We start from the raw sequence: 26,096 nt of genomic DNA, 5'->3' as shown, positions 1-26,096 counted from the left end.
TCACCATGCCCATTCCCGCTAACGATGCGCCATTGGAAGTTGATTGCCCCCAGTGCGGCAAGCGGGTGCCCTGGATACCCGAAAGCGCTTACCGCCCTTTTTGCAGCCAGCGCTGCCAACTGCTGGATTTGGGCGCCTGGGCAGATGAATCCCATCGCATTTCAGGCGAGTCCGCTATGGACGAAGCCGATATTGAGACCCTGTTGGCCCAGGCTGACAAAGACGCTCCGCTCTCTTAACACAGCGTACCGCTAATGACCGACACTCCACGCCCACTTTACCGCTTACTCCATGAGTTAGATGAGCATTTTGACCAGCTCATCAGCACCATTCACCGCGCTGCCACGCTTTATGAAGCGCGAATGCCCGCCACTTGGCGTTTCGATGGATTGAGCGATGCAGGGTGGCTACGGAGTGCCCTGCTAGATATGTGGCATCAGCAGCATCAGGATGGGCGCGAAACACGTAACTATATTGCGTTGATCGCGGCGGACGATGAATTGATGTCCGCCTTCAAAGAGGTCAACGCTGCAAAAAGCGCGATCAGCGAGCTGCTCCAGCGCATTAAACAGAACCACCCTAAGGCCCTTAGCGAGGCCAAACAGCGTCTTCCGCAGCGCCACCCTGAGGTGGAAAAAGTATTGCGTCAAGGCGGGCTAGCCAGGCTGCATTTAAAACAGTGCTGGCGGCAGCTACCCATTGCGGAAGCACCAGTTGCAAGGGTTCGGCTTGCTTGGTACAGCAGCGGGCGTTCTATCAAGCGCATTACGGTGCAGGAGGCGGAGCAGAAACTGTTGCAATTAGATACCGATGCGCCGCATATCCGTATCCAGCTGCGTAAATTGGCAGGCATACCCAGCAGTGAACCGCTAGCCCAGGTTCAGAATCAAGCCCCGCTGATGCGTGCCAACCTGTTTTATACCGAACCACTAGAAGACGGCCATACGCGGCGGGCGCTAAACATTGCCATGCCGCTTATTGTTCCCTCTCCCGACAACCGTTTGCCTCATATTAAAGTGCCGCCTTTAGAGCCGCCTGTGCAGCGCACGCGGGCAAAGCGTCGGGACGAGAAGCTTGAGAGCGAGGTATTTCTGCCCAGCTTGCGGATCTATCGTTACCGTTAACCCCCATCGCTTTGTGCTGGAAAGCACGCCCTACCCTATCAGTCCTCACTCCATAAGCCGTAAGTTAAAAGCGTCTGTATCAGCTCGCTCACCTCACCCTCCGACAGATCATACTCAATCAGCAGTGCTGTTAAGCGTTGTTTGAACAACTGATCCTGCGCTTTCTGCTTCTCAGCTTGGTCGTCAGCTTCTAGCGCCGCTAGTGAGCGTACAGGCGGCCCAGTTGGGATATCAAAGTCACTATTAGGATCCTCTAACTGACGCAATGCTTGGGCAAAGGCGTCATCCAGCTCACGAAACTTGCGTAGCTTCTCACGCTCATCCAGCTGTTTTTGAACCTTGTGATATTTCATCGATGTTTTATTCACACCTTACTTGAGATGGTCGATACGCCTGAAAAACAGGCTTTTTTTACCAAAACTGTGCACAAACGCGTAAACCTTCGGAGCAAACTTGCCTTTGCTTCAGCTTAACCGCATAAAGACACCATCGTGATGCAAAGCCAATCGGTAACAATGGTTAACCGAATGGCAGATGGACACTAAACCTAGCATGTTCCATCACGAGCCAAGGATGGCCGCTCCGTGAACCACTCACTTAACACTGGTAGGCAACGATAAAAGTCATGGGCTACCAGGTTACCAGCATCAACAGGCACCGGGAGGGTGCACTACAGGTTAGCTATTTATTGCCTGTATGACTCACGCATGGGAGGCCAGATAATGTTTAATGCAATGTCGCGAGCTGAGATCTGGCTACAGGACACGCTTGATCAGTCGCTGAGCATAGAAGACCTTGCTAACCATTTAGGGTATTCAGCGTCACAGGTACGACGCCAGTTTCGCCACTGCTTCAATACTTCACCTAACGCTTATCGTGAACAACGGCGATTAGAGCGTGCAGCGGTCTTATTATCACTTACCCCACAAAATATAGCGCATATTGCCATTCGCTGCGGGTATGCGAATCACTCATCGTTTTCGCGTGCCTTCCAGCGGCGTTATCAGTTAACACCCCGGCATTATCGTCAAGCGCTCAGCGACATGCGCCACCTCACTCCACCGAGAAAACAGTTTACTACTACTATCGAGAAGAGCCGCCCGCGCCAGGCTATCTTTATGCGCGTCTATAAAGCGCCAGACGCTATTAAAGGGCTAGGCAACACGTCATGCCATTCTAGCCACCTTGCCTGCTTCGAGGCTCATCTCAGCTGCGCAACACCAACCGTCGCACTGCCAGACCTACTTGCGGACAAAGTAGAAGCTCTCGACACTCAGGCGAATACTCACACGTTTCGTACTGACATCGGCCTTTATTTAGACCCATCCGCCAATACAGAGAGTTTAGCCTTGCCGGTTGATTATCGCCGCGTTGAGATACCGTCACAGCATTATGCTAAAACTCGTTTTGATGGCTTTGATGAGCTATCCGATGCCTTGACAGCGACACTGCGACAGCTAGCGAACCAGACACATCGATTTTATGTTAGCGGAGAGGCGCCACGAGTCTTATGGCAGTCTGACCACTTAGAACTGCGTATACCACTATTGGGGTAGCGCCAAGATCCGCTTATTTGGTTTTCTATCGCCTACGTTGCCACCGCTAGCGAAGCCTTGAAAAGGCCAAAAACAAAGCCGGCACCTCTAACGAGACATGCCGGCTAAGAAACGCTTAATCTTCCATTCGTACGAGCCAAGACTCAACGGTTTCATCACCGTGTTCGTCTTTCCAGCTACGCAGGCCTTTATGGTTGCCACCACGGGTTTCAATCACTTCACCAGTGTGCGGGTTCTTATAAATCTTCAAACGGCGCTTACGGCGAGTAGAGGCGGCTGGAGCGGCTTTGGCACTACGCTGGTCAGCAGTAGGGTCTAATAATGCAATAACGTCGGCAGGACGCTTACCAAACTCGTTCATCAGCGCTTCAAGTTTAGCCTTAAACTCAAGCTCGCTTTTTAGGCGTTGATCGCCTTCCAAACGCTGCAGCTCTTCTTGAAGCTGTTTGAGCTGCTGTTCTTTTTGAATATAGTCGTTTAACAGTGACATGGGTGGTCCTTTTTTAGCTTGGATTTAACTGCAGAGGCATTTAGTTAGGCAACTCAATACCGACTAGCTCAGGATGCGGACACATTATTGCTTTAAATTTTGTAATTGACAACAGTCTAGTTGATTTTACCCCACTTACTAAACAATTTTACAAACCCAAGCTACTGTTTAAGTAATTCCTTTTTATTACCCTATCATTCACTTACTTCCGACTAAGGCAATAAAGAGGAAGAGTGTAAAATTTTGCAAAAAAAAACGCCGCCCTAGTGGGCGGCGTTTTTAACAAGCAAAACTAATGCTTAGTCTTGACCCATTTGCTGCTTGATCAGATCACCGATAGTGGTCGGGCCACCTGCGGCTTCCGGCTCCTGCTCACGCAGTTTCTTCAGGTTCTGGCGAGTGTCGTCCTGCTCTTTCGCTTTCACCGACAGGTTGATCTGGCGGCTCTTACGATCGACGCTGACGATACGCGCTTCAACGCTGTCGCCTTCGTTCAGCACGTTGCGTGCGTCTTCAACGCGGTCGGCGCTGATTTCAGACGCTTTGAGGATGGCGATAACATCAGTTGCCAGCTCAACGTGTGCTTCTTTGGCGTCAACTTCTACAACGCGGCCAGTCACGATGCTACCCTTGTCATTCACTGACAGGTACTCAGCCACCGGATCGGAATCCATCTGCTTGATACCTAGGGAGATGCGCTCGCGCTCCGGGTCGATAGACAGAATAACCGCTTCCGCTTCGTCGCCTTTCTTGAAGTTGCGAACGGCTTCTTCGCCAGTTTCTGTCCAGGAGATGTCGGACAGGTGAACCAGACCGTCGATACCGCCTTCAAGGCCGATGAAGATACCGAAGTCAGTGATTGACTTGATGGTACCGGAAACACGGTCGCCCTTGTTGTATTCAGCGTTGAAGGTTTCCCACGGGTTAGCAGTGCACTGCTTGATACCCAGGGAAATACGACGACGCTCTTCGTCGATATCCAGAACCATGACGTCAACATCGTCGCCCACTTGGACAACTTTAGACGGATGGATATTCTTGTTGGTCCAGTCCATTTCGGAAACGTGAACCAGACCTTCAACGCCCTCTTCCAGCTCGGCAAAGCAGCCGTAGTCAGTCAGGTTAGTGACGACTGCGTGTACTTTGGTGCCTTCCGGGTAACGCTCTTTAATGTTGACCCACGGATCTTCGCCCAGCTGCTTCAGACCCAGAGATACGCGGTTGCGCTCACGGTCGAACTTCAGCACTTTGACGTTGATCTCGTCGCCAACGGCAACGATTTCAGACGGATGCTTGATACGCTTCCAGGCCATGTCGGTGATGTGCAGCAGACCATCAACACCGCCCAGATCAACGAAGGCACCGTAATCAGTCAGGTTCTTAACGATACCCTTGATTTGCTGGCCTTCCTGCAGAGTGGCCAGCAGCGCTTCACGCTCGGCGCTGTTCTCGGCTTCCAGAACGGCACGGCGCGATACAACGACGTTGTTGCGCTTCGGATCAAGCTTGATGACTTTAAAGTCCAGCTCTTTGTTTTCCAGGTGCACGGTGTCGCGAACCGGACGAACGTCAACTAGAGAGCCCGGCAAGAAGGCACGGATAGAGTCGACGTCGACAGTGAAGCCGCCTTTGACTTTACCGTTGATCACGCCCTTGACGATTTCGTCTTTCTCGAAGGCTGCTTCCAGAATCTTCCAAGCTTCTGCGCGCTTGGCTTTTTCACGGGACAGACGCGTTTCACCGAAGCCATCTTCAACGGCTTCCAGTGCAACGTGAACGTCGTCACCGATAGCGATGGTCAGTTCACCGTTTTCGTCGCGGAATTGTGCCGCAGGGATCTGACCTTCGGATTTCAGACCAGCGTTAACGGTAACCCAGTCACCGTCAATGTCGACAACCTGGGCCGCGACGATGGCGCCTGGCTCCATGTTGATGTCGTTAAGAGACTGTTCAAACAGTTCAGCAAAGCTTTCGCTCATGGTTTTCCTACGTGATCAACGTTGTTGAGGCATAACTGCCTTCTCCGCACCACCAGCAAGTACGGGCCTAATGTCACTCAGCTTTTGGAGGTGTTAGCGCTGGTTAGACCTGACCGGGCTCTCGGGTATGGAGCTATTGCCCTGCCATGTCGTGACACCTTTCCAAAAACGCCGCAAGGGAGAATCAAATGCCGTTAGACATGCCGCGTTGGGCAAGCAGTTCGGTCAGCCGATCAACCACTTCCGGTATGCTCAGGCGCGTGGTATCAAGCGTAATGGCATCATCTGCCGGCTTGAGAGGAGCCACACTGCGTTGCGTGTCGCGTGCATCGCGTGCCTGAATCTCCTTTAAAAGACTCGACAGACTAGCATCCACCCCAGCTTCCTGCAACTGTAGATGCCTTCTGCGGGCCCGTTCCTCGGCGCTAGCGGTGAGAAAAATCTTCAAGGGTGCCTCGGGAAACACCACGGTACCCATGTCACGGCCATCCGCCACCAATCCGGGTGACTGGCAAAAATCCCGTTGGCGCTGGAGCAGCGCGGCCCGCACACGGGGCAGCGCTGCTACTTGGGAAGCACGCTCACCGGCCTGCTCGGTACGAATCACCCGTCCAACATCCTCGCCTTCTAACAAGGTACAAGGCTGACCATCTACCACCGGAAAAGCGACATCAAGCTCAGCGGCAATGGCTGCCAGCGCCGCCTCGTCATCCAGGGCAACGTGATGCTTAACGGCCGCCTGGGCCGTTAGCCGATAAAGCGCCCCACTATCCAGTAAGTGCCAACCCAAACGCTCGGCCACGAGGCTGCTAATCGTGCCTTTACCGGCACCGCCGGGGCCATCGATTGTCAGCACAGGCACCTTAGACGCCATTGGGACCCTCCACGCTAACGCCCATACCGATGCGCTGCGCCAGCGCGACAAAGTCGGGGAACGAGGTAGCGACATTCGCACAGTCGTCAATAACAATCTCGTCGCTTGCACGCAGTGACGCAATGGCAAACGCCATAGCAATACGGTGGTCGCCCAAGCTATCGATACGGCCGCCGCCATAGCTCGGCACGCTGTCGTTGCCGTTACCGATAACATCAATACCGTCTTCCACCACCGTATGCTCAACGCCAAGTACCGCAAGGCCATCGGCCATGGCCTGGATACGGTCGGATTCTTTCACCCGCAGCTCTTCGGCACCGCGCAGGCGGGTCGTACCCTGGGCGTTGGCAGCCGCGATAAATAGCGCTGGGAACTCATCAATGGCCAGAGGTACTTGATCCACCGGAATATCAATCCCCCTCAGCGGCGCATAACGGATACGAATATCCGCCACTGGCTCGCCACCCACTTCACGCTCGTTTTCAAGGGTTAAATCAGCGCCCATCAAGGTCAAGATATTGATCACGCCAATACGCGTTGGGTTGATGCCCACATGCTCCAAGGTGATATCAGACCCCGGCGTAATCGCAGCCGCGACCAGAAAAAACGTGGCGGAAGAGATATCGGAAGGCACATCAATCGGCCCTGCCGTCAGCTTACCGCCCCCCTGCAGCCAGCAGGTGTCCCCTTCCCGGGAAACGGGGTAGCCAAAGCCATTAAGCATCCGTTCGGTGTGGTCACGGGTAGGCGCGGGTTCACGTACACGGGTTTCGCCTTCGGCATAGAGGCCCGCGAGCAGCAGGCAGGATTTGACCTGCGCGCTGGCCATCGGCATATCGTAATCAATGCCTTTCAAGGCAGCGCCACCGTGGATTTTTAACGGTGGGCGACCGCCCTCGGCGGTATCGATCGTCGCCCCCATAAGGCGTAGCGGATCCGCCACGCGACCCATCGGGCGCTTAGTGAGTGACTCGTCTCCGGTCAGCTCGCTGTCGAAGGATTGCCCCGCCAGCAAACCGGCGAATAGCCGCATGGCCGTACCGGAGTTGCCCACATAAAGCGGCCCAGCGGGCGCTTGCAACCCGTGCATACCGACCCCGTGGATAGTGACGCGCCCTTGGTGCGGCCCCTCAATGGCCACCCCCATCTCGCGGAAAGCCTGCAACGTTGCCAAGCTATCTTCCCCTTCGAGGAAGCCTTTTACTTCCGTAACACCTTCCGCGAGAGCGCCCAGCATGATGGAGCGGTGGGACATGGATTTATCGCCCGGCACGCGAAGGCGACCTTGCGCTTGTCCGCCCGGCTGCACCCGATAAGTCACTTTACCGTGTGGTTGCATATGATATTCCGCCTGATAACTGGTTTTATTCAATAACGTATCAAAATAGTGTCGAGCGTGGCTGGCACGGTCAAAGGTGGCAATCAATGCATCGCTATCGCCGCTTTCAACCGCTTGGCGAAGGCGCTTTAAGCCTGCCTCAAAGTCATCCAGCGACGACAGGACCGCTTCTCGGTTAGCGATAAAGATATCCCGCCACATAACGGGGTCGCTGCCGGCGATACGGGTAAAATCACGAAACCCGCCCGCGGCGTAGCGGAAAATATCCAACCGCTCATCCTGCCGCGCCAGGGTATCCACGAGAGAGAAGGCAAGCAGGTGGGGTAGATGGCTAGTACGGGCAAGCACCTGGTCATGCCGTTCGACACTCATTTGCAGCACTTCGGCTCCACAGGCCTGCCAGAGTGCCTCTACCCGCGCCAGCGCGCCTGTATCGACGTTAGGCTCCGGCGTTAGGATCACCTTATGATTGACATAAAGCGCCGGATTCGCTGCTGCCACTCCGCTTTTTTCCGACCCCGCAATAGGGTGGCCCAACACCATATTAGGCAGCACGCGGCCGAACACCCGCTCGGCGCACTCGCGGATCGTCGCTTTCGTGCTGCCTACATCGGTGATCACCACATCATTCGCCGCCTTGGGTAGCGCCTGGGCTAGCGTGCTCATCACGCTCTCCATGGCCAGCACAGGAACCGCCAACACGACCATGGAGACATCGTCCAGCAGCTCGTCCAGCTGCGTCCCGCCTGTATTGACTAAGCCAAGCTCTATGCCTAGCGCGACCTCATCTTGATTGGGGTCGCAAGCAACAATATGCCCTTGGTAACCAGCAGAGCGCAGCGCCGCCGCCAGCGAACCACCAATTAAGCCTAAGCCAACGATGAGGATGCGCGATTCTTGGCACGCACCGCGCTTGGCACTGTTGACCAACACGGTCACAGCACGCCCTGGGGGTAAGAGCCCAGCACGCGCAGTTCGGAAGCGCGTAGACGCACTTCTTCAAGCACCGCCGCCACCTGCGGCTCGTCGCGATGGCCTTTAAAATCAATAAAGAATACGTAATTCCACGCCCCTGTACGCGAAGGCCGCGTCTCGATCCGAGTCAAATCGATCTTATGGCGATGGAAAGGCTCCAACAGGTCGTGCAGTGCACCTGGCTGGTTACGCATTGCCACCACAATGGAGGTCTTATCCTCGCCTGACATCGGCACATCTTGGTTGCCAATAATCAAAAAGCGCGTGGAATTATCCGGACGGTCCTCAATCTTATCGGCAATACGCTCTAAGCCGTACAGCTTGGCGGCCATATCGCCCGCAATCGCCGCGCTGTGCCACTCGGTTTTCACCAGCTTCGCCGCTTCGGCGTTGGAAGAGACCGGCACACGCTCCGCATGGGGGTAGTGTGCATCCAGCCATTTACGGCACTGGCCAAACGACTGCGGATGCGAGTAAATACGCGAGACTTTATCCTTGCGCGTTGTTTCGCTGATCAGAAGGTGGTGGTGGATGCGTAGCACCACTTCGCCACAAATCTTGATGGAGGAGTCCATAAAGGTATCGAGCGTATGGTTCACCACGCCTTCGGTGGAGTTTTCCACCGGTACAACGCCGTAATTCACCGCGCCCGCTTCCACTTCACGGAACACTTCATCAATAGCAGCCATGGGCAGGCTTACCGCGCTTTCGCCAAAATGCTTGAGCGCCGCTTGCTGGGTGAAAGTGCCTTCCGGCCCTAGGTAGGCCACTTTTACCGGCTGCTCCAGGGCGAGGCAGGCCGACATAATCTCGCGGAACAGCCGCGCCATCTCCTCGGCGTCCAGCGGGCCTTTGTTCAGCGCCATAATCCGACGCAGCACCTGGGCTTCCCGCTCCGGGCGATAAAACACGGCATCTTTATCTTGGGCCAGCTTAACGTGTGCCACCTGCTGGGCGCAGTTCGCACGTTCGCTAATCAAGCGCAGAATATCGCCATCCAACTGGTCGATACGTTGACGTAGGTCGTCTAAATTGATCGGCGTATCGGACATGATGGTTAGCCCCTTCGTTGTTCAAAATCCGCCATAAAGGCAATTAAGGCATCCACCGCCTCTTCCGGTACAGCGTTGTACAAGCTGGCGCGCATACCGCCTACGCTGCGGTGGCCTTTCAGGTTTAACAGGCCCGCCTCATCGGCTTCTTGTAGAAACGCGCTATCTAAACGCTCATCCGCAAGCACGAAGGGCACATTCATCCGCGAGCGGTTAGCCACGGCGATGGGATTACTGTAAAAATCGCTGGCATCAATGGCAGCGTAAAGCTTTTGCGCTTTACGCTGGTTCCTGACATCCATCGCGTCTAGGCCACCAATGTCATTTTTTAGCCATTGGAAAACCAGGCCCGAGAGATACCAAGCATAGGTGGGCGGTGTATTTACCATCGACCCGGCCTCAGCCAGCATCCGGTAGTCGAACAGCGAAGGAATCGTGCCAGGTGCCTTGCCCAGCAGATCGTCACGCACGATGACAATGGTTAAACCCGCTGGGCCGATATTTTTCTGCGCCCCCGCATACACCACGCCAAAATCACTGATATCGATCGGGCCGGAGAGAATATTCGACGACATATCGCAAACAAGCGGCACCTCCGCACCGTCGGCACGAGCTACTCGGGGCGTGTAGTCAAACTCTAGCCCGCCAATGGTTTCATTTGACGTGTAGTGGAGGTAAGCCGCGTCATGAGTCATCGATAGCGCCGCTTCATCAGGCACGGCAGTGTGGCCATTAGCCTCGCTGCTGGCAGCCACATGGCAGTGAAAGCCCAAGCGCTTAGCTTCACTCAGCGCCTTTTTCCCCCAGATACCAGTCTGGATAAAGTTAGCGCTGCCACCCTGACCAAGCAGGTTCATCGGCAGCATCGAGAACTGCATGCTCGCCCCGCCCTGCAAGAAGAGCACCCGGTAGTTGCTGGGAATCGACAGCAGCTCGCGAAGATCTGCCTCGGCCTGCTCAGCAATGGCAATAAACTCATCACTACGATGGCTCATCTCCATCACCGACAAACCACGCCCCTGGTAATCGAGCAGTTCGTTGCGGGCGCGCTCTAATACGGCGGTTGGTAGGGCTGCTGGCCCTGCACAAAAATTATAATGACGTGTCATCGGTTCCCAGTTCCTGTGCGCCATTGTCTGCGTCTGCTGGCTCGCCCGCCTCTAAAACATCGGACTCTTCAGGCTCATCAACGCGAACGGTTTTTACCAGCTTCTCTTCTTTACCCAGGCGAATCAGCATCACACCCTGCGTATTACGCGAAGTCGTTGATACCTCTTCCACACGAGTACGCACCAGCGTGCCGCGATCGGTAATCAGCATCATCTCGTCGCTATCGTAGACTTGCATAGCGGCCACCAATGCGCCGTTACGTTCGCTGGTCTGCATGGCAATGACGCCCTGCCCCCCACGGCCACGCAGCGGGAACTCCTCCAAGCGGGTACGCTTGCCATAGCCATTTTCACTGGCTGTCAGGATATAAATCCGCCCCTCGCCCTGCGCTTGCTCAACCGTTTCCGCCTGTGCATCTACTTCGGCGTCTGTATCCGCTTCGGCATCAATCTGTTGGCTCTTGGGAATAATCAGGCTGATCACTTCCGCGTCATCCACTAAGCGCATACCGCGCACGCCGCGGGCGGTACGCCCCATGGCACGCACGTTACTCTCTTCAAAGCGGATTGCTTTGCCATTAGAGGAGAGCAGCATCGCATGGTCAGTACCCGAGGTAATCGCAGCGCCTACCAGGCGATCGCCCTCTTCCAGATCAATCGCAATCAAACCAACGCTACGCGGGCGAGAGAACTGCTCAAGGCTGGTACGTTTCACCGTGCCCTTGGCAGTCGCGAAGAAAATATAGTGCTCAGGGTCATAATCCCGAACCGGCAGAATCGCGTTAACCGCTTCGCCCTCTTCCAGCGGCAGCATATTGACCAACGGCTTACCGCGGGAGCCACGGCTGGCATTGGGCATTTCATACACTTTCAGCCAGTACACCTTGCCGCGGTTAGAGAACAGCAGCACGGTGTCGTGGGTAGAGGCCACCAGCAGGTGCTCAATGACATCCTCATCTTTCATGGAAGTGGCGGACTTACCGCGACCGCCACGTCGCTGGGCCTGATAATCAGAAAGCGGCTGGGTCTTCGCGTAACCGGAGCGGGATACGGTCACTACCATATCCTCTTCCGCGATCAGGTCCTCAATGGAGAGGTCGAGATGGCTAGCTTGGATTTCCGTCCGGCGGTCATCCCCAAACTGGTCACGCACCGCGTGCAGCTCTTCACGGATCACTTCCATCAGGCGATCAGCGGAGGCGAGAATGTCGGTAAACTCGGCGATTTTCTCAAGAATTGAGAGGTACTCGTCGAGCAGCTTTTCGGTTTCCAGCCCGGTGAGGCGATGCAGGCGTAGCTCCAGAATCGCCTGAGCCTGAGCGGGAGAGAGCCGGTATTCGGTTGCCGAAGGGTTCAGGCCAAAGCCTTCTTCTAAATCTTCCGGCTTGCAGGATGTGGCACCAGCGCGCTCAAGCATGGCGGTGACCTGGCCGGGCTTCCACACCTTCGCCAAGAGCTTCTCCCGCGCCTCGGCGGCGTTGGGCGATGCCTTAATTAGCTCGATCACTTCATCGATGTTGGAAATGGCTACCGCCAGGCCTTCCAACAGGTGGCCACGTTCGCGGGCTTTCTTGAGTTCAAACAGTGTGCGCCGGGTCACCACCTCGCGGCGGTGGCGAATGAACGCCTCCAGCATCTCTTTAAGGTTGAGCGTACGCGGCTGGCCGTTCTCCAGCGCCACCATGTTGATGCCGAACACGTTCTGCAGCTGGGTTTGGGCAAACAGGTTATTAACGACCACATCGCCGGACTCGCCGCGCTTGATCTCGATCACCACGCGCAAGCCGTCTTTATCGGACTCATCGCGCAGCTCGGCAATGCCTTCGATCTTCTTCTCTTTGACCAGCTCGGCAATCTTCTCGATCAACCGCGCTTTGTTCACCTGGTAGGGCAGCTCGGTGATGATAATGTGGTCGCGGCCGGTTTTATCATCATGCTCAATGGTGTGGCAGGCACGTACATAAATACGCCCACGCCCAGTGCGGTAAGCATCGAGAATGCCCGCACGGCCATTGATGATGCCACCGGTAGGGAAGTCCGGACCGGGGATATACTGCATCAGGTCATCGACGGATAAGGTGTAGTCGTCGATCAGTGCCAGGCAGCCGTCGATGACTTCCCGCATATTATGGGGCGGAATATTGGTGGCCATACCCACCGCGATACCCGACGACCCGTTGATTAACAGGTTGGGCACCTTGGTCGGCAGCACTTCAGGAATACGCTCGGTGCCGTCGTAGTTATCGACCCAATCGACCGTATCTTTCTCTAGATCAGCCAGTAGCTCGTGGGCCAGGCGTGCCATACGCACTTCGGTGTAACGCATAGCCGCTGCGTTATCACCGTCGATGGAGCCAAAGTTACCCTGACCATCGACCAGCACATGGCGCATGGAAAAGTGCTGAGCCATCCGTACGATGGTGTCATACACCGCACTATCGCCGTGCGGGTGGTATTTACCGATGACATCGCCGACGACACGCGCCGACTTCTTGTACGGTTTATTCCAGTCATTGCCCAGTTCATGCATGGCAAACAGCACACGCCGGTGAACGGGCTTGAGGCCGTCGCGCACGTCGGGAAGCGCGCGGCCGATAATGACACTCATCGCATAGTCGAGGTACGACTGTTTGAGCTCGTCTTCAATATTGACGGGCAAGATTTCTCTGGCGATGTCACCCATGAAAGTCAGATCCTTTGCACTGCATTGGCACTGCGAGAGTTGAAAGCGCTTAAAAATGCCGCCTTGGATAGCACATGAAGGCGGCGCGCAGATACCGTGACATCATACCACCGCATACGCATCAAGGGCAGTCGGTGACACCGCCATAACTATTTAGGCGGCAAACGCCTCTTTTGATACCACCAGACCGAGCAGCACCTCGCGCACTTCCCCCTCGATCGCCGCCGCTTTATTAGCTTGCATATCAAGCAGCACAAAAGTGAGATCCGCCTGCGCCACCAGCGTACCATCTTCACGCACAATACGGTGGTGGCAAATGGCGCTGCGCTCCCCCACGTCGACAATTCCCGTCAATACCCGTAGATCGTCGCCCTGCAGCGCGGCCGCTCGGTAATCGATATTCAGGTTAACGACGACGAAGGCACGGCCGGCTTTATGGAGCTGCTTTATCAACCGTGGATGCTCGTCAAAAAATGCCCAGCGCCCCTCCTCCATAAACTCCAGATAGCGCGCGTTGTTGACGTGGCCATAGCCATCCAGATGGTAACCACGAACCCGCATACTGACTTGGGAAATCGATTCAGACATAGCAACCTCGTATTTGACACTGATAAAAATAGGCAAGGAATCATTAACACTCCGCCAATCAAACACAAGTTTTAAACTAGTGCAACAGCACACCCCCACGCCAAGGTGCTGGTAGGAAAGGCTCGCTTTCGACATAATGTGCCACCTTTTTCATAGGATCGGTGACATGTGGTTTAAGCACCTGCATTTATATCGCCTGCACGGCGCTCCCGAGCTGGATAGCCAAACCCTGGCCAACGCACTGGATGAGCACGCGGCCAAGCCGCTAGGCAATGCGGATGCACGCCGCTTAGGCTGGACGGCTCCTGCCGGACGGCTGGGGGGTAATCAGCTCCTGCTTGATATCCAGGGGCACCGCTTACTTTCCGCCCTGCGCCAAGAGCGCCTGTTGCCAGCATCAGTGGTAAAGGAGGAAGTCGACGAAAAAGCCGCCGACATCGAGGCCAGCGAGGGGCGCAAAGTCACCCGTAAAGAGAAAGCCGCTTTAAAAGAGCAGGTGACCGAAGAGCTTCTGCCCCGCGCCTTCGTCCGCAGCCAGAAAATCGACCTGTGGTGGGACACCAAGCGCCAGCTGATTGGCGTCAACGCCAGCTCCCGCACTCGGGCGGAAGATGTCCTCGACCTGCTGCGTGAAACCTTAGGCAGCTTGAAAGTCACACCACTGAGCAGCCAAACGCTACCGATACGCGCCATGACCACCTGGCTCGGCGACCCTGCCAGCCGCCCCGCCGACCTTCAACTTGGCGACCAAGTTGAGCTGAAGGCCAAAGGCGACGATGGTGTGTTACGAGCACGGCAGGTCGACCTGGACAGCGATGAAATCCAGCAGCTACTTGAGAGCGGACGCCAAGCCAGCAAGCTGGCGATCAGTGTGGAAGGCCGCCTAAGCTTTGTACTGCATGACGATTTAGCCTTGAAGTCGCTACGCTTTGGCGATGCGCTGATTGAAGAGGCCGATCATGCCGACGACGGCGATGATGCCCTAGCCCGCCTGGAAACCGACTTTATTTTAATGGCCCAGGCGCTCTCGGATGACGTTACCCGCCTGCTGGAGTGGCTAGGCGGTGAAACACAGCGGGAACCGACGGTTCAGCAAGATACCTAACGCACGATACTGAATAGCCGCAGTAACCCGATTATTTTTGCTTATATCCAACGGATCGCATGACTCAACACAATAACGCACCTAATGCTGACACCACCAACGACCCTTGGGTGGATATTCGCCCCTATATGGATCATGAGGTGGCCGATGTCCTGGAACGGCTCTCCCGCGACAGCGAGCTGCTTGACGCGCTTACCCGCTTTAGGCTACCCCGCATGGCCAAATGGGCGCCGCCCGTCGCGCGCGCTCTAGCCGGCCACGCCATTCGCCGTGAAGTAAAGGGCGTTACCAGCGTTCGCGAATTTCAAATGCGCATTGCCAGCTATATGGAGCGCATGATCCGCACCACCACGGATGCCTTTGAGGTTTCGGGTTTAGACAAACTCGACGACAACAGCGCCTATCTGTTTATCGGCAACCACCGCGATATCTCACTTGATCCAGCGTTTGTTAACTATGCGCTCTACCAGGCAGGCCGGGATACCGTCAGGATTGCAATTGGCGATAATTTGCTGAAAAAGCCGTATGTTACCGACCTCATGCGGCTAAATAAAAGCTTTATCGTGCCGCGCAGTGCCCGGGGTAAGCGGGCCATGCTGGCAGCGTATCAGCAGCTCTCCGCTTATATCCGCCATTCCATTACGGAGGACCACCACTCCATTTGGATGGCCCAGCGTGAAGGCCGCGCGAAAAACGGGGTTGACCGCACCGACCCAGCCATCATCAAAATGCTCACCATGGCAAAACGTCACGCCGAACGCGATATGGTGTTTGGCGAAGCGATTGCCGAACTCAAACTCGTACCCGTTTCCATTAGTTACGAGTACGACCCCTGCGACCTGCAAAAAGCCCAAGAGCTGCATGATATTGCGACCAAGGGTAGCTACTCGAAAAGCGAGTTTGAGGATATTCGCTCAATCGTGGCGGGCATTACCGGTCCGAAAGGCCGCGTACAGCTCAAATTCGGCACACCCGTCGGTGCCGACATGGCAACACCCGATGAAGTCGCGGCGGAAATCGATCGCCAGGTCATCGGCGGCTACCGGCTGTTCCCTAGCCACTATTTAGCGCTTGAGGCATTAGGCGAGTCCCCTGAGTTGGTAGCGCGTAAAGCGATTTCCCGCCAAGACCGGGAGCGCTTCAAAGCCCGGCTGGCAAGCGTGCCCAAGGAACTCCAACCATACTGGCTGGAGCAGTATGCCAACCCTGTGAAGCACAAAGCCGGGCGTCTCAATAACTAGCTGCACAACCAGGTTGCACAATCAGTTTTCACAACGCTGGTTTCAAAGCCTGGTCTCAACACCTGGTTTTAACATCTGGTTTTAAAATCGGGTTCTAAGATTTAGCTTTAACGCCTGGTCCCAATACTTAGGCCAATACGTAGACTCAATAACGTAACGCGACTAAAAACGGCTAGCGTGCGGTTTATCGACAGTGCATGCTCAGCGGTCGAAAAAGTGCTATGGTCAAGGCATTCATTGGTCTCGCTTGGTCGCTTAACCAAGCGCGGTCTTAAGGAGACTCCCTATGTCCGCATCAGAAATTCAAAAAACACGCATTATCAACGAACTGCGCGGCTTTATCCGCAAGCTGCTGCAAGACCCAAAAATTCTAGAGCAGTCGCTGGCCATTGCCCGCCAGCAGCTGGCCGAAGGCAGTAGCCCCGCCGTGATGGCACGTATTGCCAACGAGATTTCAGATACCACCAGCGTACACATTCCCGAAGACCCAGCGGAACACTCAGAAGCAGACAAGCTATTTTTGGAGCTTCTACGCGAAGTGGTTCAAGAAGAGCAGGCGCTTTACTAGCCTGCCGGAGTCCGCCTCTGGCGGTTTGTACGCATCAATATGACATTACCGGCGAAGCACCTCCCCTTCGCCGTCTTTATTTGTACTGCCTAACCGGAATTATCACTCACCATGTCCAATACTGCCCCGCGCAACATCCTGGTGACGAGCGCCCTCCCTTACGCGAATGGCGCTATTCACCTAGGCCACCTGCTTGAGTACATCCAAACGGATATCTGGGTCCGTTTTCAGAAGAGCCGTGGTCAGAATTGCTACTACGTTTGCGCCGATGATGCCCACGGCACTGCGATTATGCTGCGTGCCGAGCAGGAAGGCATTTCTCCTGAAGCACTGATTGAACGCGTTTCCCAAGACCATCAAGAAGATTTTGCCCGCTTTGGCGTGGGGTTTGATAATTATCACTCCACCCACTCGGATGAGAACCGCTACTTCAGCGAGCTGATCTACACCCGCCTGCGCGATAAAGGCCACATTGCTACCCGCGATATCGAGCAGATGTTCGACCCCCAGAAAGGCCTGTTCTTGGCGGATCGCTTTATCAAAGGCACCTGCCCAAAATGCCACGCGGACGACCAGTACGGCGATAACTGCGAAAAGTGCGGCGCGACCTACACGCCTGCGGATCTAATTAACCCGGTCTCCGCTATCTCCGGCGCCACCCCGGAGGTGCGTAGTTCAACCCACTACTTCTTCAAACTGCCAGACTTCGCGGAGTTCTTGCAAGAGTGGATCAATGACGGGCATGTGCAGCCGCAGATCCGCAATAAACTAATGGAGTGGTTTGAGTCCGGTTTTAACGAGTGGGATATCTCCCGCGATGCGCCCTATTTCGGCTTTGAAATTCCAGATGCCCCCGGCAAATACTTCTATGTATGGCTAGATGCTCCTATTGGTTACCTCGCAAGCTTTAAAAACCTCTGCGAGCGCGAAGGCATCGATTTCGACAGCTTCTGGAAAAAAGACTCGGACGCCGAGGTTTACCACTTTATCGGCAAAGACATCGTCTATTTCCACGCGCTGTTCTGGCCCGCCATGCTCTACGGTGCCGAGATGCGGACCCCCACGGCGGTCAACTGCCACGGATTCCTGACCGTGGATGGCGCGAAGATGTCGAAATCCCGTGGCACCTTTATTAAAGCAGCCACCTACGCCGAGCACCTGAACCCCGAGTATTTGCGCTACTACTTTGCCGCTAAACTCACTTCCAAAGTAGATGACCTTGATCTTAACCTTGAGGACTTTGCTGCACGCGTGAATGCCGACTTGGTTGGCAAGGTCGTCAATATCGCCAGCCGCTGTGCCGGTTTTGTCAAAAAACTCGGTGGCGGCACGCTCTCCGAGCACTGCGCCGAACCGCAGATGGTCGCCCGCTTTATTGCTGCCGGCGATGATATTGCCGCCGACTTCGAAGCGCGTGAGTTCAGCCGTGCCATGCGTAAAATTATGGAATTGGCCGATGAAGCCAATACCTATATTGCTGAGAAAGAACCCTGGGCACTCGCCAAGCAGGGTGACCGCGATCAAGAAGTGCTGGAAATCTGCTCGGTGGGTATCAACCTGTTCCGCCAGCTGATGGTCTACTTGGCGCCTGTGGTCCCCGCTATGGCTGAGCAGGCACGCGCGTTTATCAATATTGACACCCTTGATTGGGAAAGCCGTGGTAATGTGCTGGTCAATCACCCGATCAATAAATTCAAGCCGCTGATGACGCGCATTGAGCGGGATAAAATTGACGCCATGATCGACGCCTCCAAGGAGGATCTGGTGGAAGAGCAAAAACTGAAGTACGCGCCGAAAGGCCCCCTGGCCGACGACCCCATCGCGGCGGAAATCAGCTTTGACGACTTTGCTAAAGTGGATCTGCGTATTGCCCGCATTGCCAAGGCACAGTATGTCGAAGGCGCTGACAAGCTGCTGCAGCTCACTCTGGATTTAGGCGGCGAGACCCGCAACGTCTTCTCTGGCATTCGTTCTGCGTACTCTCCAGAAGCCCTGGAAGGCCGCCTGACGGTGATGGTTGCCAACTTGGCGCCCCGCAAGATGCGCTTTGGGGTATCCGAAGGCATGGTGCTTGCCTCAGCCAACAAAGAGGGCATTTACCTGCTCTCTCCAGATGCTGGCGCCGAGCCAGGTCAGCGTGTAACGTAACGCCGCCAATTCAGACAGTGAGGGGGCAAGGCGAGCAGTCTGCCCCCTTGCTTTATCTTTACGGCTACTTAATTAACAGTCTAATGCTCAACGAGCGTACTTTATGGGTCAGCGCCTCTCACTATCATTGCTGCAACACAGCGTTACCAAGCGCCGTCATGGGAACCGCTGACCAGGCACTCTATCAAGCCAAAGCCAGCGGGCGCCATGGCGTCACTCTCTTCAAGCCGCCACTAGCCAGCAGCCCGATTTCTGCGCAAAATACGCCGTCATGAATGAACTCTTCGTTATTTTGATCAGCACTGCGCTGGTCAACAACTTTGTGCTGGTCCAGTTCCTTGGCCTGTGCCCGTTTATGGGCGTATCAAACAAGCTTGAGTCAGCGATGGGTATGTCGTTGGCGACTACGTTTGTCCTAACCCTCGCTTCAGCGGCCAGCTATGTGGTTTACCATGGCCTGCTGGTACCGTTTGAAATTACTTACTTACGTACCATCAGCTTTATCGTGGTCATTGCCGCCGTGGTGCAGTTCACCGAAATCATGGTGCGCCAATTAAGCCCTTTGCTGCATCAGGTGTTAGGCATTTTCCTGCCACTGATTACCACCAACTGCGCCGTGCTGGGCGTAGCACTACTCTCGCTGAACCGTGAGCTGGGCTTTTTCCACACCACGCTGTATGGCCTCGGCGCAGCGCTGGGGTTCTCATTGGTATTGGTACTGTTTGCCGCCATGCGCGAACGCTTAGCCAGTGCCGATGTACCCAAGCCATTTCGTGGTGCCGCCATCGCTATGATTACCGCTAGCTTAATGTCGCTGGCATTTCTTGGATTTTCTGGACTCGTACAGGGGTAACTGCCGTGGGTGAATCACTTTCATGGTGGGGCCTGCTGAGTGCTGTGGGCGTGCTCACGGCACTTGGCGTCACCTTTGGTGCACTGCTGGGCATGGCGAGCGCCCGCTTTAAAGGCGAGGAAAATCCGCTGGTCGAAAAGATCGACGCCCTGTTGCCACAAACCCAGTGCGGGCAGTGTGGCTACCCCGGCTGTCGCCCCTACGCCGAAGCCATCAATCAGGGCGACGCTATCAATAAATGCCCCCCCGGCGGTGAGGCCACCATTCACGCCTTGGCGGATCTGCTCGGCCGCGACCCCGCTCCGCTGGATGGGGAAGTCGCCAGCGAAGATACCGTGGCGTTTATCCGTGAAGCCGAGTGCATCGGCTGTACCAAGTGCATTCAGGCGTGCCCGGTAGATGCCATTATTGGCGCGGCCAAACAGATGCATACCGTGATTGAAGATGAGTGTACCGGCTGCGACCTGTGCGTTGCCCCTTGCCCCGTGGACTGCATCGATATGCTGCCCAGACGCAAACCGCTGACTCAGTGGGAGCCAATTGTGAGCGACCGCCAGCCATTAAGGAGCGCGAATGCCAGCCTATGAGTTTCCAGGCGGCATCTACCCGCCCGAACGTAAAGAGCGCTCCAATCAAGCGCCGTTACGCACCGCGCCACTGCCTGATGTTGTGACACTACCGCTGGCCCAACAAACAGGTAAGGCGGCGCTGCCCTGCGTCAACGTGGGTGACGCAGTAAAAACAGGCACGCTGGTCGCCCGTCGGGATGGCATGGTCTCGGCCAATCTTCATGCCAGCGTTAGCGGCACCGTGGCCGCCATAACCGACAGCGCCATTGTAATTAACAGCGATGGCAAGGATGAATGGGCAGCGCTACCGCCGCTGGATTGGCGCACCGCGCACCGCAAAGCGCTGCTTGAACGGCTGGATACCTGCGGGCTTATCGGCCTGGGTGGCGCCGGTTTTCCAACCTATATCAAAGCCCAAGTGGGCGATCACCACCTAATAGATACGCTGGTGGTCAATGCCGCCGAGTGCGAGCCTTACATTACCGCCGATGACTTAACGCTTCGCCACCACGCAGCGGATATTCTCGAAGGCGCTCAACTGCTTGCCCACCTAAGCGGCGCAGCGCAGATTATCATCGGCATCGAAGATAACAAGCCTGAGGCTATCCAGGCGATAGAGACTTGCCTGTCTCACGATGCGTCGTTAGCTGCCATCACGCTGAAGGTTATCGAAACGCGCTACCCCAGCGGCGGCGAGCGCCAGCTTATCAAAAAGCTGTTGAACCGCGAGGTGCCAAGCGGCGGACTGCCGGCGGATATCGGCGTGCTGTGCCACAATCCAGGCACGCTGCTCGCGGCGCTGCAAGCGGTACGCGATGGCAATCCGTTAATTCAGCGGGTTGTCACCTTAACCGGCGGTGCTATCCGCCAACCTGGCAACTACTGGGTTCGTCTGGGCACCTCGGTGGACGCGCTGTTGGAACAGGTTGGCGTGGTGCACGAGAGGCTTCATCAAGTCGTGGTGGGCGGGCCGATGATGGGCACACCGCTCCCGTCACTGACAGCACCGGTGACCAAAACCACCAACTGCCTGATTGCCGCGACACAAGAAGAGCTGCCGCCAGCGCCACCGGAAACCCCCTGCATTCGCTGCGGTGCCTGCGAAAGCGTCTGCCCTGCCCAACTGCTGCCCCAGCAGTTGCATTGGTACGCCCGCGCCGAGAACGATACCGCCCTGGAAAACCACCATCTGTTTGACTGCATTGAGTGCGGCGCCTGCAGCTTCGTTTGCCCCAGCGCGATTCCACTGGTGCAGGACTACCGCTCCTCCAAACAGCGCATCCGGTATAAACGCATTGAAACCGCCAAAGCGGAGCACGCCAAGCACCGCTTTGAGTTCCGCCAGGCGCGGCTTGCCAGGGAAGAAGCAGAGAAACAGGCACGCCGCCAGGCAAGGCTTGCCCAACAGAAACCCGCAGCCAGCGGCGTAGCCAGCTCCCCACATGCTCCAACAGCGGATCTGCGTAGCCTGCGTATTGCCCAAACGGCGGCCAAAGCCGCGGTTAGAAAAGCGGAAAAGGCACTGGCCCGTGCCGCCGCCCAGGACCCCCAACAGCACCATGACGATCTAGAGACCCAGCTAGCCACCGCCCAGGAGAACCTAAAAGCGGCGGAGGCAAGATTGGCCGAAGCCCGGGCGGCCAGTGAACAGAAGGAAGCGCCATGAGCATGATGCACGCCCCCCAGCTTGGCACTGCCCCATCAACGGCCTATGTGATGCGATGGGTCATGGCCGCAACGCTACCGGGCATTGCGGTGATGACGCTCTATTTTGGCTTTGGCGTACTCACCAATGTGCTGCTAGCAGCACTCTGGGCAGTGGCCGGTGAAGCGCTCATACTGCGCCTGCGCTGCCGTCCGGTGCGACCAACGCTCAACGACTCAAGCGCCCTACTCACCGGCGTGTTGCTAGGTGCCTCACTACCACCCGCCAGCCCTTGGTGGCTGATTGGCATTGGAGTGATAGCCGCCGTGGTGGTCGCCAAGCAGCTCTATGGCGGCCTGGGCCATAACCCGTTCAACCCCGCCATGGTGGGCTATGCGCTGCTGCTGGTGTCGTTTCCAACCCATATGACGCTCTGGGCGCCGCCGCAGCCGCTGTGGCCCGATACGCTATGGCCGCAAATCCTGGGTACACTGCCTGGTTCAGCGCTGGATGCACTTAGCGGTGCCACCCCCTTGGATGCCTTTAAACACAAAGGCGATGCGGTGTTAGCCAGCGAGTTCTGGGCATCATCGCCGCTCCCTGACGGTACGCTGAATGCCTGGCGCAATATTGCACTCGCATGGCTGGCAGGGGGCATGGTGCTTATCGCCAAACGGCTGATCAGCTGGCATATTCCGGCGGCCATGCTAGGTAGCATGATGCTCCTCGCAGCGTTGTTTTACGCCAGCGCCCCCAGCCACTTTGGCTCACCGCTGTTTCATCTACTCACCGGGGCGACGCTGTTTGGTGCTTTCTTTATCGCCACCGACCCGGTTTCGGCGGCCACCAGCCGGCGCGGCAAGCTGCTCTACGGTGCGGGCATTGGCGTGCTGGTTATCCTCATCCGTAATCTGGGGGGCTACCCCGATGCTATTGCTTTTGCCGTGCTGCTGATGAACCTGTGCGTCCCCCTGCTGGACCTGTACAGCGTGCCAAGCCCGGTCGGCAAAGCCACCGCCCGGCAACTAGGGAAGAGGAAAACGCCATGACCACCCAACAAGCCATGCTGCGGGGCGCACTGGCCCTTGGCCTGTTTTCGCTGGTCACCGCTGGCAGCGTCGCGCTCACCCGCGCCGTCACCGCAGAACGCATTGCCGCGCACCAGCTTGCCTATCAGCATCGCCAACTCCAGGAAGTGCTGCCCGCCTCGCTGGCCTCGGTGCCGGTCCAGGCCGTGCTGGAGAGCGCGTTTTCGCTCCCCGACCCAGAGCAGTTAGGCCACCGCGCGCCCCAGGAGGGGTGGCGAGTGCAGCAAGGCAGTGAAACCACCACAATTCTGCCGGTGGTCACTCGCCAGGGGTATAACGGCGAGATTCGCCTACTGGTGGGAATCAACCAGGAAGGTCGTATTACCGGCGTCAGGGTGGCCTATCACCAAGAGACACCTGGGCTGGGCGACGATATAGAGCGCTCCAGGAGTGACTGGATTACCTCGTTTAACGGCTTAAGTCTGGAGAGCCTGCCACCAAGCGGCTGGGCGGTGCATAAGGATGGCGGCGAATTCGACAGTTTCACCGGGGCGACGATTACCCCGCGTGCCGTGGTCAATGCCGTGCACGATGCGCTGGGCTATTTTCATCATCACCTCCCCAACAAGGAGCCGACCCCATGAGCCAGTGGACACAGCTTGCCCGGGAAGGGCTATGGTCGAATAACCCTGCGCTGGTGCAGCTACTGGGGCTTTGCCCTTTACTGGCGGTCAGCGCCAGCGTGGTCAATGCCCTAGGGCTAGCGCTGGCCACGCTGCTCGTCATGGTGGGAGCCAGCACGACGATCTCGCTGATTCGGCATCAGGTACCCAGCGCCGTGCGGCTGCCCGCGTTTGTGATGGTGATTGCCGCTTTTGTGACCTGCGCCGAGCTGTTAATGGCTGCGTTCGCCTACTCGCTTTACCAAATACTCGGGATTTTCATCCCGCTGATTGTCACCAACTGCGCCATTCTGGGCCGTGCGGATGCCTTTGCCTCTCGACAGCCCGTGCTGCCCGCGGCGCTGGATGGGCTGATGATGGGGCTAGGCTTTGGTGCGGTGTTAGTGCTAATGGGCGCTATCCGCGAGCTGGTGGGCCAAGGGACGCTATTTAGCGACATGCACTTGCTGTTCGGGCCAGTCGCTGCTCACTGGCAACTCACCGTTGTTGCTGATTACCAATTCCTATTTTTTATCCTGCCTCCTGGGGCTTTCTTTGTCGCGGGGCTGCTGATCGCGCTAAAAAACGTGCTAGATCAGCGCCGCGCTGCCCGCGCCCAACCGGCTGCTGCTACCCCGCGAGTCGAGCGCCGCGTGCGGGTCACCGGCACCATCAAATAATCAAGGGAACACACCATGAATGCCCAAAAGCGTCATGAGATATTTGCGCGCCTACAGGCGGAAAACCCGCACCCCACCACCGAACTCAACTGGAGCACGCCGTTTGAACTACTGGCAGCGGTACTGCTCTCCGCCCAGGCAACGGATGTAGGCGTCAATAAAGCCACCGCCAAGCTTTTTCCCGTCGCTAATACGCCCGAGGCCATTATTGAGCTGGGAATCGATGGCCTAAAGCAGTACATCAAAACCATCGGGCTGTTTAATACCAAGGCAGACAATCTCATGAAAACCTGCCATATACTGGTCAACCAGCACGGCGGCGAGGTGCCGCAAACCCGTAAAGCCCTGGAAGCACTCCCCGGGGTGGGGCGTAAAACCGCCAACGTAATTTTGAATACCGCCTTTGGACAACCCACCATCGCAGTGGATACTCATATCTTCCGCGTCTCGAACCGTACCGGCATCGCCAAAGGCAAGGACGTGGTGGAAGTCGAGCAGAAACTGCTGCGCCACGTCCCTAAAGCGTTCAAGCAGGATGCCCACCACTGGCTCATCTTACACGGCCGCTACACCTGTATTGCGCGTAAGCCACGCTGTGGAAGCTGCATTATCGAAGACCTGTGCGACTATAAAGAGAAGACCGAGCTCGCCTGAACCATCGCTTATCAACGCTCAACCAGCAGCTGACGATAGGCATCTCGCCATTGGGGCCACTGCCACGCCTGCGTATCCAGCAGGGCGGGCTGGCTAGCCGGGTTTAAGAGCCACCCCTTCAGCCGCTGATACAACCCCTCCTGGGTACCGTCGTAGCGGTACGCCGCAGGGTAGAGTTCGGGAAAGCAGAGCCGATCCGGCACCAGCGGCGTTGCTCCCCGCTGAGCGGCTTCCATCATCGCCAGCCCCTGAAACTCGTGCCAGGTGGTCGATACGACCACCCCGCCGCCATTGAGCAGCGCATGGTACTCCGCCTCCGGCTGAGGACCCCAGCAGATAAGATGGGCGGCCAAGCGCGTTTGAGCCTCGGCAAACACCGGTGGTACATCGCGAAATTGCTGGCCAACCACCGCCAGCTCGAACGGCACCCGCTGCTCGCTGAGCCTGAACAGCACCGAGAAGAAATCATCCGGGTTTTTGTCATACTCCCAGCGATGGTTCCAAATCAGCCGCCTTGGATTAGCGTTAGCAACGGCTGCGCTGCCAGAAGGCGTCAGCGGCACCGGCATAACACGCGCTTTATGACGCAGCCGCTCCAGCGGCTTGGCGGCAGGCAGGTTTTCCGGCATTTTCTTTAAAAACCGCCGTGCCCCCTCGAAAAAAGAGTCGCGGTTATAGGCGGTGTTAAACACCAGCACATCCGCCGCCAGCGCCGCGTACAAGTTGACCATTTTGGCTTCTACCTGGGGCATCTGCTCGCTAGATTCTGGGTAGGCAAATTGGTTTTCGTGAAAATAAACCACTTTTCTAGCCCGCCCAAGATGGGGAAACAGCCCCACTAAAGTGGCGATATCAACCATCGACGTTGCCAGCACAACATCGTAGTGCTGGTTCAATGTGCCCTGCTCTTTTAACCACCAACTCAGCGGATTGCCACGAATCCGCCACGCAAAATGACGTGGCGGCAGGCTTAACAGTGTCCACGACACATCACTAACCTCTGCCATTAGGCTGCTAGCCCAGTAGCGGTGGCTAACCGCCTCATAAGCAGATAACAATAAAACGCGCATCGTCATATCTACCGGTGAGAGTTTTTTCATACATGGCATTCGGCCAAGGTCGTCTTGGCCGAATGCCGCACGCTACATACACTTAAACCAGCGTTAGCAGCACT

At 56.4% G+C, this 26,096-nt stretch carries 24 protein-coding genes; 14 read left to right on the top strand and 10 right to left on the bottom strand.

Annotated features, from left to right (window positions below):
* The first annotated feature begins 5 nt into the window (after positions 1 to 5).
* Positions 6 to 239 (top strand): DNA gyrase inhibitor YacG, encoded by a 234-nt coding sequence (yacG, locus tag LG300_RS06990; protein WP_404377671.1) that lies wholly within the window; start codon positions 6 to 8, stop codon positions 237 to 239.
* A 15-nt stretch (positions 240 to 254) separates the two neighbouring features.
* A complete protein-coding gene (locus tag LG300_RS06985) occupies positions 255 to 1,124 on the top strand; it encodes a DNA replication terminus site-binding protein (RefSeq protein WP_404377670.1) in 870 nt (289 codons plus the stop codon).
* Positions 1,125 to 1,162: 38 nt separating this feature from the next.
* Here LG300_RS06985 and LG300_RS06980 read toward each other — a convergent pair whose 3' ends face one another.
* Positions 1,163 to 1,477 carry a hypothetical protein gene (locus tag LG300_RS06980; RefSeq protein WP_404377669.1) on the bottom strand — a complete coding sequence of 105 codons (315 nt, stop codon included), beginning with the start codon at positions 1,475 to 1,477 and terminating at the stop codon, positions 1,163 to 1,165.
* 369 nt (positions 1,478 to 1,846) lie between these two features.
* On the opposite strand from LG300_RS06980, the gene LG300_RS06975 reads away from it, so the two are divergent.
* Entirely contained in the window at positions 1,847 to 2,680 is an 834-nt protein-coding gene (locus tag LG300_RS06975) for a helix-turn-helix transcriptional regulator (protein WP_404377668.1), read from the top strand.
* 115 nt (positions 2,681 to 2,795) lie between these two features.
* On the opposite strand, the gene LG300_RS06970 is transcribed toward LG300_RS06975, so the two are convergent.
* From LG300_RS06970 to LG300_RS06935, 8 genes are all read right to left on the bottom strand, one after another.
* The gene (locus tag LG300_RS06970; protein ID WP_404377667.1) at positions 2,796 to 3,170 is read right to left on the bottom strand and encodes a histone-like nucleoid-structuring protein, MvaT/MvaU family; all 375 of its coding nucleotides are present in this window, start codon (positions 3,168 to 3,170) and stop codon (positions 2,796 to 2,798) included.
* A 299-nt stretch (positions 3,171 to 3,469) separates the two neighbouring features.
* Positions 3,470 to 5,149 carry a 30S ribosomal protein S1 gene (gene rpsA / locus LG300_RS06965; RefSeq protein ID WP_404377665.1) on the bottom strand — a complete coding sequence of 560 codons (1,680 nt, stop codon included), beginning with the start codon at positions 5,147 to 5,149 and terminating at the stop codon, positions 3,470 to 3,472.
* A gap of 184 nt (positions 5,150 to 5,333) precedes the next feature.
* Positions 5,334 to 6,023, bottom strand: a complete 690-nt coding sequence (gene cmk, locus LG300_RS06960; RefSeq protein WP_404377664.1) for a (d)CMP kinase — start codon at positions 6,021 to 6,023, stop codon at positions 5,334 to 5,336.
* Positions 6,013 to 8,301, bottom strand: a complete 2,289-nt coding sequence (locus LG300_RS06955) for a bifunctional prephenate dehydrogenase/3-phosphoshikimate 1-carboxyvinyltransferase (RefSeq protein WP_404377663.1) — start codon at positions 8,299 to 8,301, stop codon at positions 6,013 to 6,015. Before LG300_RS06955 ends, cmk begins: the two co-directional genes overlap by 11 nt.
* Positions 8,298 to 9,389: a prephenate dehydratase gene (gene pheA, locus LG300_RS06950; RefSeq protein WP_404377662.1), complete on the bottom strand. Its 1,092-nt coding sequence runs from the start codon at positions 9,387 to 9,389 to the stop codon at positions 8,298 to 8,300. Before pheA ends, LG300_RS06955 begins: the two co-directional genes overlap by 4 nt.
* A 5-nt stretch (positions 9,390 to 9,394) precedes the next feature.
* Complete coding sequence (gene serC, locus LG300_RS06945; protein ID WP_404377661.1) at positions 9,395 to 10,498, bottom strand: 3-phosphoserine/phosphohydroxythreonine transaminase; 1,104 nt, start codon at positions 10,496 to 10,498, stop codon at positions 9,395 to 9,397.
* Entirely contained in the window at positions 10,482 to 13,181 is a 2,700-nt protein-coding gene (gyrA, locus tag LG300_RS06940; protein ID WP_404377660.1) for a DNA gyrase subunit A, read from the bottom strand. The genes serC and gyrA overlap by 17 nt, the downstream gene beginning before the upstream one ends.
* A 153-nt stretch (positions 13,182 to 13,334) precedes the next feature.
* Positions 13,335 to 13,769, bottom strand: a complete 435-nt coding sequence (locus LG300_RS06935) for an acyl-CoA thioesterase (protein WP_404377659.1) — start codon at positions 13,767 to 13,769, stop codon at positions 13,335 to 13,337.
* 166 nt (positions 13,770 to 13,935) lie between these two features.
* Between LG300_RS06935 and LG300_RS06930 the strand changes: the two genes are divergently transcribed.
* The 11 genes from LG300_RS06930 (at position 13,936) to nth (ending at position 24,922) form a co-directional block, all read left to right on the top strand.
* Positions 13,936 to 14,874 carry a recombination-associated protein RdgC gene (locus LG300_RS06930; RefSeq protein WP_404377658.1) on the top strand — a complete coding sequence of 313 codons (939 nt, stop codon included), beginning with the start codon at positions 13,936 to 13,938 and terminating at the stop codon, positions 14,872 to 14,874.
* Positions 14,875 to 14,933: 59 nt separating this feature from the next.
* Complete coding sequence (locus tag LG300_RS06925) at positions 14,934 to 16,115, top strand: 1-acyl-sn-glycerol-3-phosphate acyltransferase (RefSeq protein ID WP_404377657.1); 1,182 nt, start codon at positions 14,934 to 14,936, stop codon at positions 16,113 to 16,115.
* Between the two features lie 286 nt (positions 16,116 to 16,401).
* Complete coding sequence (locus LG300_RS06920) at positions 16,402 to 16,683, top strand: hypothetical protein (protein ID WP_404377656.1); 282 nt, start codon at positions 16,402 to 16,404, stop codon at positions 16,681 to 16,683.
* Positions 16,684 to 16,794: 111 nt separating this feature from the next.
* Entirely contained in the window at positions 16,795 to 18,831 is a 2,037-nt protein-coding gene (gene metG, locus LG300_RS06915) for a methionine--tRNA ligase (RefSeq protein ID WP_404377655.1), read from the top strand.
* 271 nt (positions 18,832 to 19,102) lie between these two features.
* Positions 19,103 to 19,684: an electron transport complex subunit RsxA gene (gene rsxA / locus LG300_RS06910; protein ID WP_404377654.1), complete on the top strand. Its 582-nt coding sequence runs from the start codon at positions 19,103 to 19,105 to the stop codon at positions 19,682 to 19,684.
* A gap of 5 nt (positions 19,685 to 19,689) precedes the next feature.
* Entirely contained in the window at positions 19,690 to 20,271 is a 582-nt protein-coding gene (gene rsxB, locus LG300_RS06905; protein WP_404377653.1) for an electron transport complex subunit RsxB, read from the top strand.
* Positions 20,258 to 21,919, top strand: coding sequence for an electron transport complex subunit RsxC (rsxC, locus tag LG300_RS06900; RefSeq protein ID WP_404377652.1), 1,662 nt, complete (start codon positions 20,258 to 20,260; stop codon positions 21,917 to 21,919). The genes rsxB and rsxC overlap by 14 nt, the downstream gene beginning before the upstream one ends.
* Positions 21,916 to 22,947, top strand: a complete 1,032-nt coding sequence (locus LG300_RS06895) for an RnfABCDGE type electron transport complex subunit D (RefSeq protein WP_404377651.1) — start codon at positions 21,916 to 21,918, stop codon at positions 22,945 to 22,947. Before rsxC ends, LG300_RS06895 begins: the two co-directional genes overlap by 4 nt.
* Positions 22,944 to 23,570: an electron transport complex subunit RsxG gene (gene rsxG / locus LG300_RS06890; RefSeq protein WP_404377650.1), complete on the top strand. Its 627-nt coding sequence runs from the start codon at positions 22,944 to 22,946 to the stop codon at positions 23,568 to 23,570. Before LG300_RS06895 ends, rsxG begins: the two co-directional genes overlap by 4 nt.
* Positions 23,567 to 24,268 (top strand): electron transport complex subunit E, encoded by a 702-nt coding sequence (locus LG300_RS06885; protein ID WP_404377649.1) that lies wholly within the window; start codon positions 23,567 to 23,569, stop codon positions 24,266 to 24,268. Before rsxG ends, LG300_RS06885 begins: the two co-directional genes overlap by 4 nt.
* 15 nt (positions 24,269 to 24,283) lie before the next feature.
* Positions 24,284 to 24,922, top strand: coding sequence for an endonuclease III (nth, locus tag LG300_RS06880; RefSeq protein WP_404377648.1), 639 nt, complete (start codon positions 24,284 to 24,286; stop codon positions 24,920 to 24,922).
* An 11-nt stretch (positions 24,923 to 24,933) separates the two neighbouring features.
* On the opposite strand, the gene LG300_RS06875 is transcribed toward nth, so the two are convergent.
* On the bottom strand, positions 24,934 to 25,992 hold the full coding sequence (locus tag LG300_RS06875) for a DUF3524 domain-containing protein (protein WP_404378005.1): 1,059 nt from the start codon (positions 25,990 to 25,992) through the stop codon (positions 24,934 to 24,936).
* Positions 25,993 to 26,096 lie beyond the last annotated feature (104 nt).

Source organism: Vreelandella aquamarina, from assembly GCF_044805175.1.
Taxonomy (GTDB): Bacteria; Pseudomonadota; Gammaproteobacteria; order Pseudomonadales; family Halomonadaceae; genus Vreelandella; species Vreelandella aquamarina_B.
This window is presented reverse-complemented; position numbering and strand designations above follow the sequence as displayed.

Excerpts from the sequence above, each read along its gene's own strand:
- gyrA (WP_404377660.1), bottom strand. The coding sequence starts at position 13,181 with ATGGGTGACATCGCCAGAGAAATCTTGCCCGTCAATATTGAAGACGAG.
- LG300_RS06875 (WP_404378005.1), bottom strand. The coding sequence starts at position 25,992 with ATGCGCGTTTTATTGTTATCTGCTTATGAGGCGGTTAGCCACCGCTAC.
- LG300_RS06980 (WP_404377669.1), bottom strand. The coding sequence starts at position 1,477 with ATGAAATATCACAAGGTTCAAAAACAGCTGGATGAGCGTGAGAAGCTA.
- pheA (WP_404377662.1), bottom strand. The coding sequence starts at position 9,389 with ATGTCCGATACGCCGATCAATTTAGACGACCTACGTCAACGTATCGAC.
- LG300_RS06925 (WP_404377657.1), top strand. The coding sequence starts at position 14,934 with ATGACTCAACACAATAACGCACCTAATGCTGACACCACCAACGACCCT.
- LG300_RS06930 (WP_404377658.1), top strand. The coding sequence starts at position 13,936 with ATGTGGTTTAAGCACCTGCATTTATATCGCCTGCACGGCGCTCCCGAG.
- LG300_RS06985 (WP_404377670.1), top strand. The coding sequence starts at position 255 with ATGACCGACACTCCACGCCCACTTTACCGCTTACTCCATGAGTTAGAT.
- yacG (WP_404377671.1), top strand. The coding sequence starts at position 6 with ATGCCCATTCCCGCTAACGATGCGCCATTGGAAGTTGATTGCCCCCAG.
- LG300_RS06920 (WP_404377656.1), top strand. The coding sequence starts at position 16,402 with ATGTCCGCATCAGAAATTCAAAAAACACGCATTATCAACGAACTGCGC.
- LG300_RS06935 (WP_404377659.1), bottom strand. The coding sequence starts at position 13,769 with ATGTCTGAATCGATTTCCCAAGTCAGTATGCGGGTTCGTGGTTACCAT.
- LG300_RS06895 (WP_404377651.1), top strand. The coding sequence starts at position 21,916 with ATGAGCATGATGCACGCCCCCCAGCTTGGCACTGCCCCATCAACGGCC.
- cmk (WP_404377664.1), bottom strand. The coding sequence starts at position 6,023 with ATGGCGTCTAAGGTGCCTGTGCTGACAATCGATGGCCCCGGCGGTGCC.
- LG300_RS06975 (WP_404377668.1), top strand. The coding sequence starts at position 1,847 with ATGTTTAATGCAATGTCGCGAGCTGAGATCTGGCTACAGGACACGCTT.
- rpsA (WP_404377665.1), bottom strand. The coding sequence starts at position 5,149 with ATGAGCGAAAGCTTTGCTGAACTGTTTGAACAGTCTCTTAACGACATC.
- serC (WP_404377661.1), bottom strand. The coding sequence starts at position 10,498 with ATGACACGTCATTATAATTTTTGTGCAGGGCCAGCAGCCCTACCAACC.
- LG300_RS06970 (WP_404377667.1), bottom strand. The coding sequence starts at position 3,170 with ATGTCACTGTTAAACGACTATATTCAAAAAGAACAGCAGCTCAAACAG.
- nth (WP_404377648.1), top strand. The coding sequence starts at position 24,284 with ATGAATGCCCAAAAGCGTCATGAGATATTTGCGCGCCTACAGGCGGAA.
- LG300_RS06885 (WP_404377649.1), top strand. The coding sequence starts at position 23,567 with ATGAGCCAGTGGACACAGCTTGCCCGGGAAGGGCTATGGTCGAATAAC.
- metG (WP_404377655.1), top strand. The coding sequence starts at position 16,795 with ATGTCCAATACTGCCCCGCGCAACATCCTGGTGACGAGCGCCCTCCCT.
- rsxG (WP_404377650.1), top strand. The coding sequence starts at position 22,944 with ATGACCACCCAACAAGCCATGCTGCGGGGCGCACTGGCCCTTGGCCTG.
- rsxA (WP_404377654.1), top strand. The coding sequence starts at position 19,103 with ATGAATGAACTCTTCGTTATTTTGATCAGCACTGCGCTGGTCAACAAC.
- rsxC (WP_404377652.1), top strand. The coding sequence starts at position 20,258 with ATGCCAGCCTATGAGTTTCCAGGCGGCATCTACCCGCCCGAACGTAAA.